This window comes from Allosphingosinicella sp., assembly GCF_035626655.1.
GTDB lineage: Bacteria > Pseudomonadota > Alphaproteobacteria > Sphingomonadales > Sphingomonadaceae > Allosphingosinicella.
Genome location: NZ_DASPNF010000019.1, coordinates 1 through 19943 on the forward strand (window position 1 = coordinate 1; position 19943 = coordinate 19943).

A 19943-nucleotide genomic window follows, 5' to 3' on the forward strand; every position below is an offset into this window, starting at 1 on the left:
CGACGTTCTCCTGCGCCTCCAGGGTCGAGGCGCCCAGGTGCGGGGTTGCGATGAAGTTCTCCGCCCCGAACAGCGGGTTCTCCTTGGCCGGCTCCTCGACGAAGACGTCGAAGGCGGCGCCGCCGACATGACCCTCGTCGAGCAGTTTGCGCAGCGCCGCTTCGTCGACGAGGCCACCGCGGGCGCAGTTGACGATCAGGACGCCCTTCTTCGTCTTGCGCAGGTTCTCTTCCGACAGGATGTTGCGCGTCTTGTCGGTCAGCGGCGTGTGCAGGGTGATGAGATCGGCGCGGGCCAGCAGGTCATCCAGCTCGACCTTCTCGACGCCGATCTCGACCGCCCGTTCCGGCGACAGGAACGGGTCGTAGGCGACCACGTGCATCTTCAGGCCGTTGGCGCGGTCGGCGACGATGGAGCCGATGTTGCCGGCGCCGATCAGGCCCAGCGTCTTGCCGTAGAGCTCGACGCCCATGAAGCGGTTCTTCTCCCACTTGCCCGCCTGGGTGGAAAAATCGGCGGCGGGGAGCTCGCGGGCGAGCGCGAACATCAGGGCGACGGCATGCTCGGCGGTGGTGATCGAATTGCCGAAGGGCGTGTTCATCACCACCACCCCGCGCGCGGTCGCCGCCGGGATGTCGACATTGTCGACGCCGATCCCGGCCCGGCCGACCACCTTCAGCTTCGTGGCGGCCTCGAGCAGCTCCGCGGTCACCCTGGTCGCCGAGCGGATGGCGAGCCCGTCATAGTCGCCGATGATCGCCTTGAGCTCGTCCTTCGACAGGCCGGGCCTCTCGTCCACCTCAACGCCATTGGCGCGGAAGATCTCGGCCGCCTTCGGATCCATGGCGTCGGAGATGAGCACTTTGGGCATTCTTCTTTTCCTTCGTCATCCCAGCGAAGGCTGGGATCCATGCTTGATCCGAGAGGGGCACAAACGCCGCCTGGACCCCAGCCTTCGCCGGGATGACGGCTAGACGGCTTTCGCTTCCTGGTACGCCCAGTCCAGCCACGGCCCGAGCGCCTCCACGTCCTCCACGTCCACCGTCGCCCCGCACCAGATGCGCAGGCCCGGCGGGGCGTCGCGATAGGCGGCGATGTCGTAGGCGGCGCCCTCCAGCTCGAGCAGGCTCGTCATGCGCTTGATAAACTCGGCGTCCGCGCCCTCGACGGTCAGGCAGACGCTGGTCTTCGAGCGGCTGGCGGGGTCGGCGGCGAGATGGCCGAGCCAGTCCCGCGCCTCCACGATCGCGTCGAGCGCCGCGGCATTGGCCTCGCAGCGGGCGATGAGCGCATTGGGGCCGCCCTCCATCACCGCCCATTCCATCGCCCAGATCGCGTCCTCGACGGCGAGCATCGAGGGCGTGTTGATCGTCTCGCCCCTGAACACGCCTTCGTTGAGCGCCCCCTTCGCCATCAGCCGGAAGAGCTTGGGGAGCGGCCAGGCGGGCGTGTAATTCTGCAGCCGCTCGACCGCGCGCGGGCCGAGGATAAGCACGCCATGGCCGCCCTCCCCGCCGAGCACCTTCTGCCAGGAGAAGGTGGCGACATCGATCTTCTCCCAGGGCAGATCAGAGGCGAACACCGCCGAGGTCGCGTCGGCGAAGCTCAGCCCCTCGCGGTCGCCGGCAATCCAGTCCCCGTCCGGCACGCGCACGCCCGAGGTGGTGCCGTTCCAGGTGAAGAGCACGTCGTGCGACCAGTCGACCTGCGAGAGGTCCGGCAGCGCGCCATAATCGGCGCGGAGCACGTTCGGCTCCAGCTTCAGCTGCTTCACCGCATCGGTCACCCATCCCTCGCCGAAGCTCTCCCAGGCGAGGCAGGTGACCGGCCGGGCGCCGAGCATGGTCCACATCGCCAGCTCGAAGGCGCCGGTGTCGGAGCCCGGCACGATGCCGATCCGGTGCGTCGCCGGCAGGCGCAGCAATTCGCGCATCAGGTCGATCGCATGCTGCAGCCGCGCCTTGCCGAGCTTCGAGCGGTGCGAGCGGCCGAGGCAGCCGGTGGCGAGCTTTTCGGGGGACCAGCCGGGCGGCTTGGCGCAGGGGCCGGAAGAGAAGAAAGGCCGTGCGGGACGGACGTGGGGCTTGTCGAGCCGCGCAGGCGCGCCGGCAGCCTCCGGCAACAGATCGGTCATGTCGACTCTCCTTGCAGAGAGCACGCGCCGCGTTGGGACGGCGTGGCCCGCCGACGGGGATAAAGCAGCCCGCCTTGCTGTCAAGCGCGGCCGCGGCCTATGCTCGGCCGATAGGGGAAATCCGCATGTCCTGGTTCGCGTCCATGTTCGCCGTCCTCGCCGCCGCGCAGCCGGGCGCGCCGCCGGGCAACTTCGTCCTGCCAGGCCAGAATACGGCGCCGGCACCGGTCGCCGCGACCATCCCCGCCGACGCCGAGCTCCTGCCCTTCGACGAGGCCAATATACTTGTCCGGCCCGGGGCCGCGGCGCGGCATTTCCTGCTCGCGGGCCGCCCCCCCATTCCGCCCGGCGGCGCACCCTTCAGCGTGCGCTGCCTCGTCGACCGGTCCAGCGGCCGCGTCACCCATTGCCAGGATCCGGCCGTAGCCGATCCCTATCGCGCCGCCGCGCTCGGCCTCGGCTCGCTCTACCAGTTCCGGCTGGCGCCTGCGCAGGCCGCCGCGAACCGGCGCGCGCTGGCGGTGACGATCACGGGCCGGATCATGCCCGCCGACGTCGTCCCCCCGGCGCGCCTCTTCGAATATGTGCAGCGCCCGGTCGCCAACGTCACCTTTGCCGGGCTGATGACCGCTGCGCAGAGCGAGGCCTATTATCCGCGCGGCGCGCTCGCCATCGGGCTGGAGGGCCGGATGCGCCTCGACTGCCGGGTGCAGGGCGACCTCAGCCTGTTCTGCATCAACCCGGCAGCCGCCACGGGCTCGGACCCCGGGCCGCTCCTGCCCGAATTCCAGCTCGCCGCGCTGCAGCTCAGCGCCTGGCTGCGCGCGGCGCCGACCTTGGCCAATGGCGCGCCGGCCGCCGGCACGATCTTCCGCACCACGATCACCTTCCGCCTGCCGGCGCCGGCCGCCGCCCGGCCCGCCGGATAAACGCTTCGACTCAAACGGCTTGACCGAAAAGCGGCGCGCCCGGAGGCTCGCGGCGATGCGGTGGGGGATGCTTCTGCTCGCGATGCTCGCGCTCGGCGGCTGCATCCCGCGCGCCGACCGCGGGCGCCAGCCGCGCACGCCGACCCGCCCGCTCGCCGACCGCGGCAGCGCCGACCTCCTGCAATGCCATATCGACCTCGCCCGCGAGCGCATCCGCTTCCGCCGCCTGCCCGACCAGCATTTCGCCGGCGGCTGCTCGGCCGTCGGCGCGGTCCAGCTCGTCGACATGGGCACGCCCGCCACCGGCCTGCGCGCGATGACCTGCCCGCTCGCCCGCCAATTCTCGCGCTGGAGCCGGGAATCCGTCCAGTCCGCCGCCGACCAGCATCTCGGCAGCCCGGTGGTCAGGATCGAGACGTTCGGCACCTATGCCTGCCGCACCCGCAACAGCCAGCCCGGCGAACGGCTCTCCCAGCACGCCTTCGCCAATGCGGTGGACGTCTCCGGCTTCGTGCTCGCGGACGGGCGGCGGATCACGGTCGAGCAGGGCTGGCGCGGCGACGACGACCGCGTCCATCGCTTCCTCCGCCAAGTCCACCAGGGCGGCTGCCGCCGCTTCAACATCGGCCTCTCGCCGGAGTCCGACCGCTATCACTACAACCACCTGCACTTCGACATGGGCCCGAACGGGCCTTACTGTCGGTAGGGGGTCGGGGCTGCGCCTCATCCGTCATTGCGAGCGAAGCGAAGCAACCCAGTCCGAAGTGGATGCAGTCTGGATTGCTTCGTCGCTTCGCTCCTCGCAATGACGGCTTCTGATGAAGCAGCCCGCTGTCTACATCATGGCAAGCCGCCGCGCCGGGACGCTCTACACCGGCGTTATCTCCGGCCTCGTCCAGCGGGTCTGGCAGCACCGGGAGGGCAACACCGGCTTCACGGGCCGCTATGGCTGCAAGATGCTGGTCCGGTACGAGATCCACGAGGAAATGCTCTCGGCGATTGCCCGGGAGAAGCAGATCAAGGCGGGTTCACGGAAGAAGAAGCTGGCGCTGATCGAAGCGATGAACCCGGATTGGACCGACCTCTGGGATAGCATCGTCCACTAGCAGGCCCGGCATTGCGAGGAGCGAAGCGACGAAGCAATCCAGTGGGCCTCCAAAGCCGAACTGGGTTGCTTCGCTGCGCTCGCAATGACGGGAGGGTGCGCCGTTGGGATGACTAAGCCCGAATTCCCAATTAAAGCCCTCCGAAATGACCGACCCAGTTCCCCCCAAGCGCGTGTTCGAGCCGGCCCGGACCGAGGCCGCGACCGCGGCGCAGACCACGCTCAGCCCGCAGACCGTCGACCCGGCCTATCGCCTCGCCTTCCAGGACATGGATTTCCTGCTGCGCGAGGATCTGCGCCCGGTCCGCTTCCAGCTCGAATTGCTGAAGCCGGAATTGCTGCTCGACGAGGCGAACATCGCCTCCACCTTCGTCTTCTACGGCTCGGCCCGCATCCCGGAGCCGGACAAGGCCGACGCCCTTATCGCCGCCGCCTCGACCGACAGCCAGCGCCGCACCGCCGAGCGGCTCAAGGCGAACAGCAAATATTATGACGTGTCGCGCCAGCTGGCGCGGCTCGCCAGCCGGCACGATCCGGACGAGGACGGCAAGCGCCATTTCGTGGTCTGCTCGGGCGGCGGCCCCTCGATCATGGAGGCGGCGAACCGCGGCGCGGTGGACGAGGGCAAGGAATCGATCGGGCTCAACATCGTGCTGCCGCACGAGCAGATGCCCAATCCCTATGTCACGCCGGCCCTGAGCTTCCAGTTCCACTATTTCGCGCTCAGGAAGATGCACTTCCTGCTCCGCGCCCGCGCGGTCGCGGTCTTCCCGGGCGGCTTCGGAACGTTCGACGAGGCGTTCGAACTGCTCACCCTGATCCAGACCGGCAAGGTGAAGCCGATCCCGATCCTGTTCTTCGGCAAGGCCTTCTGGGAGCGGGTGATCGACTTCGAGGCGCTGGCCGAGGAAGGCGTGATCTCCGCCGACGACCTCAAACTCTTCTCCTATTGCGAGAGCGCCGAGGAAGCCTGGGACCATGTCTGCCGCCATTATGCGGGCTCGGCCGACGGGCCCGATTGCTGAACGATGTGGCCGTTCGGCGCCCGGCTGCCGATCGACCAGGATGAGCTGGACTTCCAGCTCGCCACCTTCAAATGGCTGATCCGGGAGTTCGGCCCGGTCGGGGACCGGCCGCTGATCCTGCCCAATCCCGATTTCTTCCCGCTGACCGAAAGCCGGGTCCAGGCAGCGACGGAAGAGCTGTTCGAACAGGTGCGCGAGCATGCAGGGATGGCGGACTGGCCGTGCCAGCTCGAGGCCGGCGACAGCGATCATCCGCTGGCCGGCGGCGCGGCGATCGGCATGGGCCTGTCCGTGTCCGGCAGCACACCCTGCGGCACGTTCCGGATCGGCGAGGGGCCGGAGGGGCGCCACGCCATCATCACCTTTGATCCGGGCATGGCCCGCGACCGGGCCGGGCTGGCGGCGACCTTCGCGCACGAATTCGGCCATTATCTGATGGCGACGGCGAGCGAGGCCCCGCCCGGCGGCTGGGAGCTGCACGAACTGCACACCGATCTCGCTGCGTGCTATATGGGCTTCGGCGTGCTGCTCGCGAATGCCGCCCGCTCCTTCGAGACGTTCGGGACGGGACGAGCCACCGGCTGGCGGAGCTCGCTCAAGGGCTATCTGAGCGAGCAGGCCCTGGTCACCGCCACTGTGATCTTCCAGCGGCTCGCGGGGCGCGACCCGGCCGAGGCGGCGCCCTGGCTCGAGCCCCATCTGAGGGGCGTGCTGAAGAAAGCGGACAAGGCGCTCGCGCGGCAGGCGCCGGACATGGCCGCCGCCGTGGCGGCGATTCGCCTCAGCGAATATGCCTAGGGTCGGTGCTCAATCAGGTTTCCGGATAGCCGGGCAATTCTCGGTGTGGTCGATCCGACCGATTCCAATTGCGCCCTGACCCCTGGGCCCGGTGACCGGCTCTTACTGCGCGTTCCCCTCGGGCGCTGCGGCGTTGCCCGCGGGCGCGGCGGCATTGCCGGCCGGCGCGGCCTCGTTGCCGGCCGACGCATTGCCCGCCGACTCGTTGCCGGCGGCCGGGGCCTCGGCGGGCGGCGGCGGTACGGTCAGGTGGCCGCCCTGCGCGTTCAGGTAGAGCAGGAGGTCGGCACGGTCCTGCGGATTGGACATGCCGCCGAAGCCCATCCTGGTGCCCGGGGCGAAGGCGCGGGGCGAGGCCAGCCAGGCGCTCATATTCTCCCAGTCCCAATTGCCGCCCTTGTTGCGCAGCGCGTCGGAGAAGGCGAAGCCGCCATGGCCCTGGCCGATCGGCTCGCCCATCACGCCCCACAGGTTCGGGCCGGTGCCGTTGGCGCCGCCCTGGTTGATCGTGTGGCAGCCCGCGCATTTGGAGAACTGGCTCTGGCCGCGCGTCGCGTCGGCGGTCTGCAGGTAGAAGGCGATCGGCCGCTCCGCCGCGCCGCCGCTTTTGGTCTCCTCGGCACCGTTGACCGGAAAGCCCATCTTCTCGCTATGCTCGCTCTTGAAGATTTCGGCGGTGAGCAGATTGGCGCCCAGGAAGACGATCCCCGCGCCCAGCACCCATCCGGCAATCGTGTTGAACCGACCGTCCATGCAGCCTTGACCCTCTGTTCGACAGGAGCGACCCGCTCCGATTGGCGCTTCCTTTATGCGGGCGGGGCGCGCGGGGCAAGCGGCGCGTGCGCCGCGGCGGAACGGCGAAGCGGGGCCGGCGGGCGCGGAAAATGCCGCCGATTCCGGGGCCAAAACTTATGCACGTTATCCTCGTTATCCACAGGCGGAATCCGCTTGGACCGACTCGGAATCCATGACAGCTTCAGGTCGTGGCCGAGACGATCTTCCGGCAACGGAGGAGAGCCTTCCCAGCCACAGCCCAGGCGGATGCCTGGCCCCGTCTTCGGACTGGCGGTCGGCAGACGCGGACGGCAGGGCGGCTGACGAAGCCGCCGCGCAGCGGACGAGGACGGGCTTGCCCTTCAGCGGATGCTAAGGCGGCAGGCTTCGTGAAGCGCCCATCCGGAACCTGAACGGCCTTCGGGCACGACAGGAACCGGTGCCGGCCCAAAGACCTTCGGGTCTGCGGAACGGCCAGGCCGGACACCGGACCTTCGGGTCCAGGACTAGCCCGGCAGAAAGCGATGTCTTCGGACAAGCGCGCTGCCACCGGCTCAGAAGGGGCTTCGGCTCCGGAGGGGTCGGGCAGGACCGGGTTTCGGCCCGGGAGCTGCGAAACCGGCAGACCCAGGGCTTCGGCTCATGGACTGCCAGGCGGAACCAAGGCTTCGGCCAAGGATCCTGCCGGACGCGGGTTCAGGGGCTTCGGTCCATGAATGCGCCAGGGCAAGGAAGCGGAACGCGAGTTCCAAATCCGCCAGCCGGCGAACCGTCAGGGCTTCGGCCCTGCCGGGGAGCCAGCGGGGAACCCGCCGAGGCTTCGGCCTTCGGCGGACTCCGGAGGAAGCGGGGCCGGGACCTGTCCCGGTTACCGCCCTCGAAACCGCCCATTGCAAAAGGCCCGCTTCGGCGGAACCGGATGCAAAGGGACAGTGGGGGCCGGCAGCAATGCCGGCCCCCATTACTGTCTGGGGCCGTGTGGTGATACCACCTCCCTCCGTCATTCCAGCGAAGGCTGGAATCCAGCCTGTCTCGTCGCCCGGCACGACCTCCGTCGGGATTCCAGCCTTCGCTGGAATGACGGGAGAGAGAGTAGCTACCGTGGTATCCCCGGATTAACCCTCTTTAATCCCTCCCCTCGCCGCACTTTGCTTGACTCTCCGCCCGCCCCGGCCACACTCGCCGCGCACAGGGGAGGCTCACCATCATGTTCTCGCGTGAAAAGACCGGCGCCGCTTTGCCCAAGGCGTCCCGCTCGGGCCCGGCCGGGCTCAGCTTCATCGGTCCGGAGGTATTGGTCAGCGGCGATCTCGCCACCGACGCGCAGCTCCATGTCGACGGCCGGATCGACGGCAATGTCCGCTGCAGCCAGCTCGTCCAGGGCGAGGCCGGGATCATCGCCGGCAACATCCAGGCGGAGGAGGCGCGGCTCGCCGGCACGGTCGAGGGCCAGGTCAATGTCCGCACCCTGCTCGTCGAGGCGAGCGCCAGGATCCTCGGCGACGTCACCTACGAGACGATCAGCATGGACGCCGGCGCCCAGCTCGAGGGCCGGCTCGCGCGCCGCGCCGCGCTCGGCCTGGACGAGGCGCCCCTGATCGCCACGCCGGTCAGCTTCTCGCCGGGCCGCGGCAAGAGCGCGAAGACCACCGACGACGCCGGCGGCGACCAGGCCGACATCTTCGTCAAGTCGGCCTAGCATCGTGCGGAAAAGTGGACACGGGTTTTCCGCCCTAACGATGCGGCAACAAGAGCCATGAGCCGGCACCGGGCGACCATCGCCTGGCGCTCGGACGGCGGCTTCGCCGACAACAGCTACAGCCGCCGCCACCTCTGGCGGTTCGACGGCGGCGCCGAGGTCCTCGCCTCGGCCTCGCCCGACGTCGTCCCGGTGCCGCGCTCGGACCCGGCCGGCGTCGACCCCGAGGAGGCGCTCGCCGCCTCGGCCGCCTCGTGCCACATGCTCTGGTTCCTGAGCCTCGCGCAGGAGGCGGGGCTCGTCGTCGACAGCTATGAGGACGAGGCCGTCGCCGAGATGGGCCGCACCGGCCCCGGCAAATATGCGATCGTGAGGATCGCGCTTCGCCCCCGCATCGCCTTTGCCGGCCGGACGCCGGACGAGACGGAAATAGACCGCCTCCACCACGAGGCGCATGAGCGCTGCTTCATCGCCAATACTTTGAACTGCGAGATCGTCGTCGAGGGCTGAACGGGAGGTCCGCCATGCGCAAGGTGACCTGGGGCGCGGCCTGCAGCCTCGACCTCATGCTCACCGGCCCGGACGGCGGCCTCGACTGGCTGCGCTGGAGCGACGACGCGGCGCAGATCAGCGGCGCCCGCTGGCAGGGCGTCGACACCTTGCTGATGGGCCGCAAGACCTGGGACTTCGCGGCCAGGTCCGGCGGCGGCGGCGATGCCGGCGACTCCCCGATCCGCACCTTCATCTTCTCGCGCACCATGACGGAGGCGCCGAAGGGCGCGACCCTCGTCGCCACCGACCCCGCCGCCTTCGTCCGCGAGTTCAAGCAAAAGGAGGGCGGCGACATCATCGTCATGGGCGGCGGCGACCTCGCCTCGCAGCTGATCGAGGGCGGGGTGGTCGACGAGATCGGCCTCAACGTCCACCCCGTCCTGCTCGGCGGCGGCATCCCCTTCTTCCGGCCGATGGCGCGCCAGGTGAGCCTGGTCCTGCGCGAGGCGCGCCCGATCGCGAAGGACTGCGTGTTCCTGCGCTACGGCGTGGCGCGCTGAATTCGGTCAGAGCACGGCGCCGTCGTCGTCCGGCGCGGCGTCCTGTTCCGCCGCCGCCCGCTCGACTCCGTAGAGCCAGGCCGCCGTCACCGCATAGACGAGGAAGCCGAGCACCACGCCGCCCGCCAGCACCAGCCACAATGCGGCAATGACGAGGCTGCCCGGGGTCAGCGACACGAACAGCATGCCGGTGAAATAGTCAGTGAGAATATGGGGCAGGACGCACGGCCGCGGATAAGTGGTGAAAAAGTTGGGCTCCCAGACCGTGGTGAGCAGGAGTCCCACGGCCGGCGCGCCCAGCGGGCTCAGCAGCAGCACGAACAGGATCGCCAGCCGGACCAGCGCCCGCCGCCGCCTCTCCCGCAAGGGTCTTTCCGCCCCTTCCATCGCTAGCCCCTAGCAGATCGCGGGGCGCGACGCGCACGAAAAGGGCCGCGGCCAGATCCGGCCGCGGCCCTCATCGCGTCAGCGACAGGCGCTATTGCTGCTGGGGCTTGTCCCCGTAATCGCCGCCCTTGTCGGGCCCGCCGAAGTCGCCGCCCTGGTCCTGGCCCTGGTCGGGCTTGCCGCCCTGCTGATCCTGCTGCCGGTCGAAGTCCGGCTTGCCGCCGCCCTGGTCCTGCCCCTGATCCGGCTTGCCGCCGCCAATGTCCTGGTTCTTCTCATATTCGCCCATGGTCGGATCCTCTCTGCTGGGGCGCGGCCCGACGGAGCCGCGTGCCGGTGTGTAAACCCATGTTATCGGGCACCGTTCCGGCCGTCTGCGACCGGCGGTTCATCGATGGCCTGGCGATCACGTCCCCGCCAGGGCGGCGGCGGCAGTTCGGGCAGCATGCGCCAGCCAGGCGGCACGACCAGCCTGCCGTCCGGTCCCGGCGTCCAGCCCGCGCCAGCTTCTCGCGCTCGTGGCGCCGCTGCACCATGCCGATCAGCCGGTCGCCGCTCGATCAGCGCCCGTGCATTGCCCTTGCCACAGGCGGCGTGCACCTCCCGCCGGGCCCGCTTCTTCAGCTTTTTCAGCAGGTGCCCGTTCTTCCTGCGGACGGGCTTTCACCGGCTGAGGCCGCCGGATTCGATCCTCTCCTGCATTAATCCAGCAGAATGATCAGCAATGCCGGCCCTCGCCCGCATTGTCTGCCCGGGAGCCGCTGTCGGAATCGCTGCATTCCCGCCGGCGATAGCCGCGGCCGCCATTGGTCGGATCGCCCGGATCGTTGTCGGTATAGCCGGTCGCCGGCCGGCAATGGCGGCCATAGGCGCCGGGATCCGAGCCGCGGCCGCGGTCGCCGTCGCTGCAGCCGGTGCGCGGGCGGGTCGCCGTGTTGGCGCAGCGGCGGCCGCCGCCGGACGGATCGCCGCGCGGCGGCGCGGGGTCGGCGTCGGTGCACTGGAACGCCTCGGCCCGGCCGGAGACGAACAGCAGGGCGCCGCCCGCGAGGACGCTGCCCCCGGCGACCCTGGCGAGGAACGAACGGCGGCTGAGCCTGCGTGCTGGCGTCATGTCTCTTCCCTCCACCTGCGCGGGGTCGGGACAGGGAAGGAAGCGTCCGTACATGGACGCGTGAGGCGATCGTGACGCAGGGCCTTGCAGCCGCTTCCCCGTACACCCCGTAACACCCGCATGTTAGGCGCTTTTCCACGGCGCGCAAGGCGCATTCCGGCCGTCAGCCGCCCCTAGTCACGCCGGCGTCGGCAATCAAAATACAATGATGAACCAATCCGGACGATTTCCCGAACGGAGAAGACCTCGCTGTTCATTCATGTTTCGGTAGTCGCGCAGAGGCTATCCCCGGGCCAGGGGAGAATGATGTGAAATCTGCCAGCTTTGCCATCCTCCTGCCCGCGCTTGCCCTGCTCGCGCCCGCCGAGGCGCATGCCTGTCGCATCCCCACGCCACCGGCGGCCCTGCGCGACGCTGAGGCCGACGCGGTCGTCCTTGCCCGGATAACCTCCGTGGACGGCGCCGGCCAGGACTGGCGCGCGACCGCGCGGGCCTGGGCGCTCCTGTCGGGGGCCATGGCCGAACCGGACATCCGCTTCTCGAGCGAGTCGCACAGCGCCGTCTGCGGGACGATGAGCGCGCCAAAGCCCGGCGGCCTCTGGATCCTGTACCTGCAGCGCTCGGACGACGGGATGCGCGTCCGCGACGCAGCGTCTTATTGGTGGGCGCGGCGGAGCGGCGATCCGCGCCTCGGCCGGCTCGACACCCTGCTGCCGCTCGGCGCCGTCCGGGAGCCGACGCCCACCGAGGCCCGCATGCTCGACCTGGCGGAGCCGAGGGTCGCGCTGCCGGCGGGGGAGACGGACCTTTCCCGCTACACCCGCATCTATGCCCGCTCCTCCGCCGGGACCCTCCGGGCGCTGCTGCTGCGCGCCGGCCCGCCGCGGCGGCTGATGGTCGACTATTCCGAGGAATTCCCGACCGAGGCGAGCTGCCGCTGCACCCTCGTCCACCAGTTCGTCGACCTGGACGACCTCTGGCGGGCCGGCCGGCTGCCGCCCTTCAACCCCTGACCGCAGCGTCGGGACGTCAGCTGCGGGGCCGGCATCAAGCCGATCCCCAGCCTCGCCGGCCGGGCCGTCTCACCCCCTTCCCGTCATCCCGGACTTGATCCGGCGTCCACCTTTTCTACCATGTCGCTCCAGCCGCCCGCCGGTCCGCCGCGGGCTACGCTGAGGGGGGTGCAATGATGAAATTGGCTCTGGTCGCAGTCGGGCTGATCGGCTGCGCGACCGCCGCCGCCGCGCAGGCGCCGCAGGTGCGCGGCATCGAGATCTTCGAGGCGGGCATTTACGAACGGGGCGTCTCGTCTTCGCACCGCGGCGCGGACGGCGTGCTCCAGAGCGACACGCAGGACGAGCGCCTGGTGGAGGCGACCACCCGCATCCCCATGCGTCCGGGCATCACCTTCGGCATCTCCTACCGGATCGCCGGTTCTCCGGAAGGCGAGCCCGTCACGGTCCAGCGGATCACGCGCTATCCCGCGCCCGGCGGGTGGCCGCCGGGCGCACGGACCCCGCTGCGTGAGACAACGTCGCCCCAGCAGGTGCAGGTCGGCGGCACGTCCTATTCCGATTACAAGCTCGAGGAGGCATGGGAGCTCATCCCCGGCATCTGGACGATCGAGATCCGCCTGGGCGACCGGGTGCTCGCGTCGCAGCGCTTCACGCTCGTCGCTCCCCAGCAATTCGCGCGTGCCGGCCCATGACGCGTCCCTCGGCATGGGTGGCTGAAGGCAATCTCCGCGGCCTTCGCCTTGGTGGTGCCGAGATTGCACATGGGCGGAGGAGGGCTCGACGCATTACCGAGCCTTAACGCAACCATGCTAGCCCGGCCTGTGACCGCGTGGTGGCTGGAGGCAGCGTTTGGAGTTCTTGCGCAACCTGTGGGGCGAGGCCCGGCAGCAGCTCTACCTGTGGATCCTGGGGACCATCCTTCTGGCCGCGATCACGGCCGCCATGGGCCTGCGCGGCACCTTCGCCGAGGAGGCCCACAGCCACGACAAGCGCGGCGCCGGAGCAGAGGCGGGTTCGCGCGGCGGCAAGAAGCCGGCGATCCCCGCCGATTGGCCCTCAGCGAGGGATGATGGCGGCGGCCGTTGAGCCGAACTTGATCCGGACCGGATGCGACTCTGCCCCCCATCGTCATCCCGGGCTTGATCCGGGACGCGGCGCTCGGTCTTCCCGCTCGCCACCACCCCCTCCCTTCCCCCTCCGCCCCCTCTCTGCTAGTCGCCTCGGCAACAGCCGGGCGTGCCCGGCGCGTACCCATTTTCACGACGATCCTTGGGAAGGGGCCCGAAACTATGACCTCCACGGGGCACGACACGCTCGGCACGCGCAGCAGCTTCGACGTCGGCGGCAGGAGCTACACCTATTATTCGCTGGCCAAGGCCGCGGCGAAGCTCGGCAATGTCGACAGGCTCCCCTTCTCGATGAAGGTGCTGCTCGAGAATCTGCTCCGCTTCGAGGACGGCGTCACCGTCACCGTCGAGGATGTCCAGGCCTTGGTCGACTGGCAGACGGAGCGCAGCTCCACCCGCGAGATCCAGTATCGCCCGGCGCGCGTGCTGATGCAGGATTTCACCGGCGTGCCGGCGGTGGTCGATCTCGCGGCGATGCGCGACGCCATGGCCAAGCTCGGCGGCGACCCGCAGAAGATCAACCCGCTCGTCCCCGTCCACCTCGTCATCGATCACAGCGTGATGGTCGACGCCTTCGGCACGCCGATGGCGTTCGAGGAGAACGTCGCGCTCGAATATCAGCGCAACATCGAGCGCTACCAGTTCCTGAAATGGGGTGCGGTCGCCTTCGACAATTTCAAGGTGGTGCCGCCGGGCACCGGCATCTGCCACCAGGTCAATCTGGAGTACATTGCCCGCGGGGTGTGGAGCACGAAGGAAGTCGGCGGGTCCGACGAGGTCGCCTATCCGGACACGCTCGTCGGCACGGACAGCCACACGACCATGGTCAACGGCCTCGGCGTGCTCGGCTGGGGCGTTGGCGGGATCGAGGCCGAGGCGGCGATGCTCGGCCAGCCCGTCTCGATGATCATCCCCGAAGTGGTCGGCTTCCACCTGACCGGCGCGCTCAAGGAGGGGATCACTGCCACCGATCTCGTTCTCACCGTCACCCAGATGCTGCGCGCCAAGGGCGTGGTCGGGCGGTTCGTCGAGTTTTTCGGCCCCGGCGTCTCGGCGCTGTCGGTCGCGGACCGGGCGACGATCGCCAACATGGCGCCCGAATATGGCGCAACCTGCGGCTTCTTCCCGATCGACGCCAAGACGCTCGATTATATGCGGCTCACCGGCCGGCCGGAAAACGAGATCGCTTTGACCGAGGCCTATTGCAAGGCGCAGGGCCTGTGGCTCGAGGAAGGGGCGGACGACCCGGTCTTCACCGAGACCCTGCGGCTCGACATGGCGACGGTGGAGCCGTCGCTGGCCGGCCCGAAGCGGCCACAGGACAAGGTGCTGCTCAGCCAGGTGGACGAGGAGTTCGTCTCGAACTTCGCGAAGGAATATGGCCACAAGCCGGAGACCCTGGGCAACCGCTTCCCGGTCGAGGGCAATGATTACGACATCGGCCATGGCGACGTGGTGATCGCCGCGATCACCTCCTGCACCAACACCTCCAACCCCTCGGTGCTCGTCGCCGCGGGCCTGGTGGCGCGCAAGGCGCGGGCGCGGGGCCTTAACCGCAAGCCCTGGGTGAAGACCAGCCTCGCGCCGGGCTCGCAGGTCGTGACCGACTATCTCGACCGCGCCGGCCTCACCGAGGACCTCAACGCGCTCGGCTTCGACCTGGTCGGCTATGGCTGCACCACCTGCATCGGCAATTCGGGGCCGCTCCCGGAGCCGATCTCTGCGGCAGTCAACAAGAACGACCTGGTCGCGGCCTCGGTGCTCTCGGGCAACCGCAATTTCGAGGGCCGGGTCAGCCCCGACGTCCGCGCCAATTACCTGGCCTCGCCGCCGCTCGTCGTCGCCTATGCGGTGAAGGGCAGCGTGGTCGGCGACATGGTCACGGCGCCGATCGGCAAGGACCTGCAGGGGCAGGACGTCTATCTCAAGGACATCTGGCCGTCGAACGACGAGATCCGGAGCATGATCGACCAGTACGTAAACGGCGACATGTTTCGCTCGCGTTATGCCGACGTCTACAAAGGCGACGTGCGCTGGCAGGGGATCGAGGTGATCGGCGGCTCCACCTATGGCTGGCCCGCCGGCTCCACCTACATCGCCAACCCGCCTTATTTCGAGGGCATGACCATGACCCCGACGCCCCCCGGCGACATCGTCGACGCGCGGCCGCTGGCGATCCTGGGCGACAGCATCACCACCGACCACATTTCCCCGGCCGGCGCCATCAAGCTCGACAGCCCTGGCGGAAAATACCTTTCGGAACATCAGGTTAGCCGCGCGGACTTCAATAGCTACGGCGCCCGGCGCGGCAATCACGAAGTGATGATGCGCGGCACCTTCGCCAACATCCGCATCAAGAACAAGATGGTTCCCGGCATAGAAGGCGGCATCACCAGGCATGTCCCGAGCGGCGCGCAGATGCCGATCTACGACGCCGCCATGCTCTACAAGGAGGCCGGCACGCCGCTCGTGATCATCGCCGGCAAGGAATATGGCACGGGCTCCTCGCGCGACTGGGCGGCGAAGGGCACCAACCTGCTCGGCGTCCGCGCCGTGATCGCCGAGACCTATGAGCGGATCCACCGCTCCAACCTGGTCGGCATGGGCGTGATCCCGCTCCAGTTCGTCGACGAGGTGCCCGAGTTCGACGGCACCGAGACCTTTACCATCCTCGGCGTCGGCGAGCTCACGCCGCGCAAGGAGATCGGCGTCACGGTGACGCGCGCGGACGGCACGAGCTTCACCTTCGCCGCGCGGGTCAGGATCGATACCGCCAACGAGCTCGAATATTTCCGCAACGGCGGCATCCTCCATTACGTGCTGCGGAACCTGGCGCGGGGAGCGGCGGCCTGAGCGCAACCGACCTCGCCGTCGAGATCGCCGGCTGGACTGGCGCGGTATTGGTCCTCGGCGCCTATATCCTGGTCACGCTGGGCAGGCTGACCGGCCAGTCCGCCCTGTTCCAGTGGATGAACCTGATCGGCGCGGCGGGCTTCCTCGTGAACGGCTGGTGGCACGGCGCCTTGCCCTCGGCGACGCTCAACCTGATCTGGATGCTGTTCGCAGCAGGAGCGCTCTGGACGATATGGAAACACAAAGGCTCGTCGACCTCAGCCATGTGATCGAGCATGGCATGATCACCTATCAGGGCCTGCCCGGGCCCCATATCTGCGACTATTGGACGCGCGAGGGCTCGGCCGAGCATTATGACGACGGCTCGAGCTTCCAGATCGGGCGGATCGACATGGTCGCCAATACCGGCACCTATCTCGACGCGCCCTTCCACCGTTATGCGGACGGCGACGATCTGGCCGCACTGGAACTCGACCGGCTGGCCGCGCTCCCGGGCCTCAAGGTGAAGGCGGCGGCGCAGGCGGTGGACGCCGGCCTGTTCGAGGGGCTCGACCTCGCCGGAAAGGCGGTGCTGGTCGAGACCGGCTGGGACCGGCACTGGCGGACCGACGCCTATCCGAGCGGCCATCCCTTCCTGACCGAGGCGGCGGCCCGGCTGCTGGCCGAACGCGGCGCCCGGCTGGTCGGGATCGACAGCTACAATATCGACGACACGTCCACCCGCGCGCGCCCTGTCCACACCATCCTGCTGGGCGCCGGCGTGCTGATCTGCGAGCATATGACCAGTCTCGCGGCCCTCCCGGCAGAGGGCTTCGCCTTCAGCGCGGTGCCGCCCAGGGTCGCCGGCATGGGCACGTTCCCGGTGCGGGCCTTCGCCCTGCTCTAGGATGAACGCGCCATTCAGGGGCACGACAGTTTCGGACCCGTAGCAATGGCGGACCCGCCAGGGTGCCCATCCCGATGGAGGTTGCCATGTATCGCGTCCTCGCTTTCCCTTTGCTCGTCCTCGCCACCGCCGCCCCCGCCGCCGCGCATCCCGCGCCGGCCACCGCCCGGCCCGCACCGGCCGCGCCCCTGCTCAACCCGCAGATGAGCTATGACGGCTATCGCGACCTGATCCAGGAGGTCCGCCCCTACCGCCTGTCCCGGCTGATCGACTGGGATACGTTCGCCGCCGCCGCCCGCCGGCCCGGCGTGCTGATCCTCGACGCCCGCTCGGAGCGCCAGTTCGCTGCCGGCCATATCCAGGGCGCCGTGAACCTGCCGCTGACCGAGTTCAGCGAGGAAGCGCTTGCCGAGGTGATCGGCCCCGATCGCAACCGGCCGATCCTGATTTACTGCAACAACAATTTCCGCGAGGACCGGCCGCCTGTCGCGCTGAAGTCCGGGCGGCTGGCGCTCAACCTTTCGACCTTCACCCACCTCTACGGCTATGGCTACCGCAACATCCGCGAGCTCAACGACGTGGTGACGATGGACGATCCGCGCATCCGCTGGGTGAGCAGCGCGCCCGCCGCCGGCAACTCGTCCCGCGCCCGCTGATCATCCCTCAAGCGAAGGAGTGCCTGCCATGCTCCGACCGATCCTCGCCGCCTTGCTCGTCATCGCCACGGCGGTGCCGACCGCTGCCGCCCAGCCGGCGCGGCCGGCGGTGCAGCGCGACAATCCGCTGATCGACTATCGGGGCTTCCAGCGCCTGGCCGCCCGGGTGCAGCCCTACCGCCAGACGCGCCTGATCAACTGGGCCGAGTTCGAGCGGCGGCGCGGCGAGCGGGGCGTGCTGATCCTCGACGCCCGCTCCGAGGCCGCCTTCCGCCAGGGCCATATCCAGGGGGCGGTGAATTTGCCGCTGCCGGACTTCAACGCGGCCAGCCTGCGCCGCGTGATCGGCCGGAGCGACCGGCCGATCCTCATCTATTGCAACAATAATTTCTCGAACAATCGCGAGCCGGTGATGACCAAGCTGGTCCAGCTCGCGCTCAACATCCAGACCTTCATCAACCTCGTCGGCTACGGCTATCGCAACGTGCACGAGCTGAACGACGTGATGGATTTCAACGATCCGCGGGTGCGCTGGGTAAGGGGCTGAGCCTCGCTGGTCATCCCGGGCGTAAGCCGGGACCCATGAACGCCCTCCGGTGGAAGGTTCGCAGGGTCAGCACTATTCCGCTTCGACCGAGTTCATGGGTCCCGGCGTTCGCCGGGATGACCCGGTATTGGCCAGCGCCTCCGCCACTTTCCGCGCCAGCTGATCCACGGTGAAGGGCTTGGCGAGGAAGGCGACGCCGGGATCGAGCATGCCGTTATGGACGACGGCGTTGCGCGTATAGCCGGTGGTGAACAGGACCGGGGTGCCGGGCCGGGCCGCGCAGACCCGGTCGGCGAGCTCGCGGCCGTTCATCCCGGGCATGACGACGTCGGTGAACAACAGGTCGATCCGCGCCAGCGCCTCCAGCCGGGCGAGCGCCGCGGCGCCGTCGGGGGCGTCGACGACTCCATAGCCGAGGTCCTTGAGCGCCTCCACGGTCATCGTCCGGACCTGCTCCTCGTCCTCGACGACGAGGATGAGCTGGTCGGCGCGACCCTGCGGCACGGTGGCCATGGCCGGGCGCGGCGCTTCGACGGCGACGGCGGCATCGCCGAAATGGCGCGGCAGATAGAGGCGCAAGGTCGTCCCGCGGCCGGGCTCGGAGTAGATTTTCAGATGGCCGCCCGACTGCTTCACATAGCCGAACACCTGGCTGAGCCCGAGGCCGGTACCCTGGCCGGGCCCCTTGGTGGTGTAGAAGGGATCGAAGGCGCGCTCGACCACCTCGGCGGCCATGCCGACGCCGGTGTCGGTGACGCCGACCATCACATATTGGCCGGGCGCGACATCGACGTTGGCGGCGGCATAGAGATCGTCGAGATGGACGTTGGCGGTCTCGATGGTGAGGCGGCCGCCGTCGGGCATGGCGTCGCGCGCGTTTACGGCGAGGTTGATCAGGGCGTTTTCGAGCTGGGCGGGATCGGCGAAGCAGGGCCAGAGCCCGCCGCCGAGCACGGTCTCGACCGCGATCGTCTCGCCGATCGTCCGCCGGATCAGCTCCGACATGCCCGAGACGAGCCGATTGGCGTCGAGCGCCTGCGGCTCAAGCGGCTGCTGGCGGGAGAAAGCGAGCAGCCGCTGGGTCAGCACGGCGGCGCGCCGCGCCCCTTCGGCGGCATTGTCGAGCGACTGGGCGATCCTGGGATCCTCGTTGCCCTTCAGCCGCCGCTTCGCCATGTCGAGCGAGCCGGTGACGATCGCCAGCATGTTGTTGAAGTCATGGGCGATGCCGCCAGTGAGCTGGCCGATCGATTCCATCTTCTGCATCTGGCGGATCACTGCTTCGGCCTCGCGCCGCTCGGCCGCCTCCGCCTCGAGCTGGGCGGTGCGCTCGGCGACGCGGGCCTCCAGCTCCGCGTTGAGGCTCCGGAGCTTCTGCTCCGCCTCCTGGCGAACCGCATAGCCCTTCAGCATCGCGTTGATCAGGACGACAATGAAGCCGGTGGTGAACAGGAAGAAGCCCATCGCGATCCAGCCCGAGGGCCAGGCGAGGCTGAGGCTGTGCAGCGGCGGCATCAGATAATAATCGGCGAACAAGGCCGAGAGAATGGCCGCGGTCAGGCCCGGGCCGGCGCCGCCGAGGAAGGCGGACAGGATAACCGCCACGAAGAAGGTGAGGAAGGGAAAGCCGCTGAGCGTGTCGCCGAGCTGGATGCGCAGGCCGAGCGCGGCCAGGCTGAACAGGATCGCGAGCGGGTAACCCAGCCAGGCGCGGTCGCGAGTATATTGCGTGGCCGTGACCGGGTTCATCGGAGGCAGGGATAACGTCAGTCGGGTCCCGGGACTAGGGGCCTAGCGCGGCCCGGGGATGACCTCGATCCTCACCTCCCCGCGCTGGACCG

The 19943-nt window shown here is 69.0% G+C and carries 23 protein-coding genes; 16 read left to right on the top strand and 7 right to left on the bottom strand.

Features of this window, described 5'->3' with window-relative positions:
- Together VEC11_RS14580 and VEC11_RS14585 are read right to left on the bottom strand one after the other, a co-directional pair.
- Positions 1-871: NAD(P)-dependent oxidoreductase (locus tag VEC11_RS14580; protein WP_464132788.1), on the bottom strand; the 871-nt coding region annotated here is incomplete at its 3' end.
- 99 nt (positions 872-970) lie between these two features.
- Positions 971-2134 carry a phosphoserine transaminase gene (locus VEC11_RS14585; RefSeq protein WP_464132792.1) on the bottom strand — a complete coding sequence of 388 codons (1164 nt, stop codon included), beginning with the start codon at positions 2132-2134 and terminating at the stop codon, positions 971-973.
- A 125-nt stretch (positions 2135-2259) separates the two neighbouring features.
- Here VEC11_RS14585 and VEC11_RS14590 point away from each other — a divergent pair, with 125 nt between their 5' ends.
- The 5 genes from VEC11_RS14590 (at position 2260) to VEC11_RS14610 (ending at position 5991) form a co-directional block, all read left to right on the top strand.
- Positions 2260-3063 (top strand): hypothetical protein, encoded by an 804-nt coding sequence (locus tag VEC11_RS14590; RefSeq protein ID WP_464132795.1) that lies wholly within the window; start codon positions 2260-2262, stop codon positions 3061-3063.
- Between the two features lie 67 nt (positions 3064-3130).
- Entirely contained in the window at positions 3131-3769 is a 639-nt protein-coding gene (locus VEC11_RS14595; protein WP_464132798.1) for an extensin-like domain-containing protein, read from the top strand.
- A gap of 112 nt (positions 3770-3881) precedes the next feature.
- Positions 3882-4169: a GIY-YIG nuclease family protein gene (locus VEC11_RS14600; protein ID WP_464132804.1), complete on the top strand. Its 288-nt coding sequence runs from the start codon at positions 3882-3884 to the stop codon at positions 4167-4169.
- A gap of 145 nt (positions 4170-4314) precedes the next feature.
- Entirely contained in the window at positions 4315-5193 is an 879-nt protein-coding gene (locus VEC11_RS14605) for an LOG family protein (RefSeq protein ID WP_464132806.1), read from the top strand.
- Between the two features lie 3 nt (positions 5194-5196).
- On the top strand, positions 5197-5991 hold the full coding sequence (locus tag VEC11_RS14610) for a hypothetical protein (protein WP_464132810.1): 795 nt from the start codon (positions 5197-5199) through the stop codon (positions 5989-5991).
- Between the two features lie 102 nt (positions 5992-6093).
- Here the strand turns inward: VEC11_RS14610 and VEC11_RS14615 are convergent, their stop codons facing one another.
- On the bottom strand, positions 6094-6744 hold the full coding sequence (locus tag VEC11_RS14615) for a c-type cytochrome (RefSeq protein WP_464132814.1): 651 nt from the start codon (positions 6742-6744) through the stop codon (positions 6094-6096).
- Positions 6745-7972: 1228 nt separating this feature from the next.
- Between VEC11_RS14615 and VEC11_RS14620 the strand changes: the two genes are divergently transcribed.
- The 3 genes from VEC11_RS14620 to VEC11_RS14630 are packed head-to-tail and all read left to right on the top strand — an operon-like array spanning position 7973 to position 9516.
- Complete coding sequence (locus tag VEC11_RS14620) at positions 7973-8464, top strand: bactofilin family protein (protein ID WP_464132818.1); 492 nt, start codon at positions 7973-7975, stop codon at positions 8462-8464.
- Positions 8465-8521: 57 nt separating this feature from the next.
- Positions 8522-8974 carry an OsmC family protein gene (locus tag VEC11_RS14625; protein ID WP_464132823.1) on the top strand — a complete coding sequence of 151 codons (453 nt, stop codon included), beginning with the start codon at positions 8522-8524 and terminating at the stop codon, positions 8972-8974.
- A gap of 14 nt (positions 8975-8988) precedes the next feature.
- Positions 8989-9516 carry a dihydrofolate reductase family protein gene (locus VEC11_RS14630; protein ID WP_464132826.1) on the top strand — a complete coding sequence of 176 codons (528 nt, stop codon included), beginning with the start codon at positions 8989-8991 and terminating at the stop codon, positions 9514-9516.
- Positions 9517-9522: 6 nt separating this feature from the next.
- Here the strand turns inward: VEC11_RS14630 and VEC11_RS14635 are convergent, their stop codons facing one another.
- From VEC11_RS14635 to VEC11_RS14645, 3 genes are all read right to left on the bottom strand, one after another.
- On the bottom strand, positions 9523-9882 hold the full coding sequence (locus VEC11_RS14635) for a hypothetical protein (RefSeq protein WP_464132829.1): 360 nt from the start codon (positions 9880-9882) through the stop codon (positions 9523-9525).
- A 112-nt stretch (positions 9883-9994) separates the two neighbouring features.
- Positions 9995-10192 (bottom strand): hypothetical protein, encoded by a 198-nt coding sequence (locus VEC11_RS14640; protein WP_464132833.1) that lies wholly within the window; start codon positions 10190-10192, stop codon positions 9995-9997.
- Positions 10193-10621: 429 nt separating this feature from the next.
- Positions 10622-11017 carry a twin-arginine translocation signal domain-containing protein gene (locus VEC11_RS14645; protein WP_464132839.1) on the bottom strand — a complete coding sequence of 132 codons (396 nt, stop codon included), beginning with the start codon at positions 11015-11017 and terminating at the stop codon, positions 10622-10624.
- 308 nt (positions 11018-11325) lie between these two features.
- Between VEC11_RS14645 and VEC11_RS14650 the strand changes: the two genes are divergently transcribed.
- The 8 genes from VEC11_RS14650 to VEC11_RS14685 all read left to right on the top strand — a co-directional run bounded on the left by VEC11_RS14650 (position 11326) and on the right by VEC11_RS14685 (position 18102).
- On the top strand, positions 11326-12030 hold the full coding sequence (locus VEC11_RS14650) for a hypothetical protein (protein ID WP_464132844.1): 705 nt from the start codon (positions 11326-11328) through the stop codon (positions 12028-12030).
- Positions 12031-12203: 173 nt separating this feature from the next.
- A complete protein-coding gene (locus VEC11_RS14655; protein WP_464132848.1) occupies positions 12204-12725 on the top strand; it encodes a DUF3859 domain-containing protein in 522 nt (173 codons plus the stop codon).
- A gap of 157 nt (positions 12726-12882) precedes the next feature.
- Positions 12883-13119 (top strand): hypothetical protein, encoded by a 237-nt coding sequence (locus VEC11_RS14660; RefSeq protein ID WP_464132852.1) that lies wholly within the window; start codon positions 12883-12885, stop codon positions 13117-13119.
- 203 nt (positions 13120-13322) lie between these two features.
- Entirely contained in the window at positions 13323-16013 is a 2691-nt protein-coding gene (gene acnA, locus VEC11_RS14665; protein WP_464132857.1) for an aconitate hydratase AcnA, read from the top strand.
- A gap of 23 nt (positions 16014-16036) precedes the next feature.
- A complete protein-coding gene (locus VEC11_RS14670; protein WP_464133791.1) occupies positions 16037-16282 on the top strand; it encodes a CBU_0592 family membrane protein in 246 nt (81 codons plus the stop codon).
- On the top strand, positions 16246-16899 hold the full coding sequence (locus VEC11_RS14675) for a cyclase family protein (protein WP_464132860.1): 654 nt from the start codon (positions 16246-16248) through the stop codon (positions 16897-16899). Before VEC11_RS14670 ends, VEC11_RS14675 begins: the two co-directional genes overlap by 37 nt.
- Before the next feature lie 86 nt (positions 16900-16985).
- Entirely contained in the window at positions 16986-17555 is a 570-nt protein-coding gene (locus tag VEC11_RS14680; protein ID WP_464132866.1) for a rhodanese-like domain-containing protein, read from the top strand.
- A gap of 28 nt (positions 17556-17583) precedes the next feature.
- A complete protein-coding gene (locus VEC11_RS14685; RefSeq protein ID WP_464132870.1) occupies positions 17584-18102 on the top strand; it encodes a rhodanese-like domain-containing protein in 519 nt (172 codons plus the stop codon).
- A 72-nt stretch (positions 18103-18174) separates the two neighbouring features.
- Here VEC11_RS14685 and VEC11_RS14690 read toward each other — a convergent pair whose 3' ends face one another.
- Positions 18175-19851, bottom strand: a complete 1677-nt coding sequence (locus tag VEC11_RS14690) for an ATP-binding protein (RefSeq protein WP_464132873.1) — start codon at positions 19849-19851, stop codon at positions 18175-18177.
- Positions 19852-19943 lie beyond the last annotated feature (92 nt).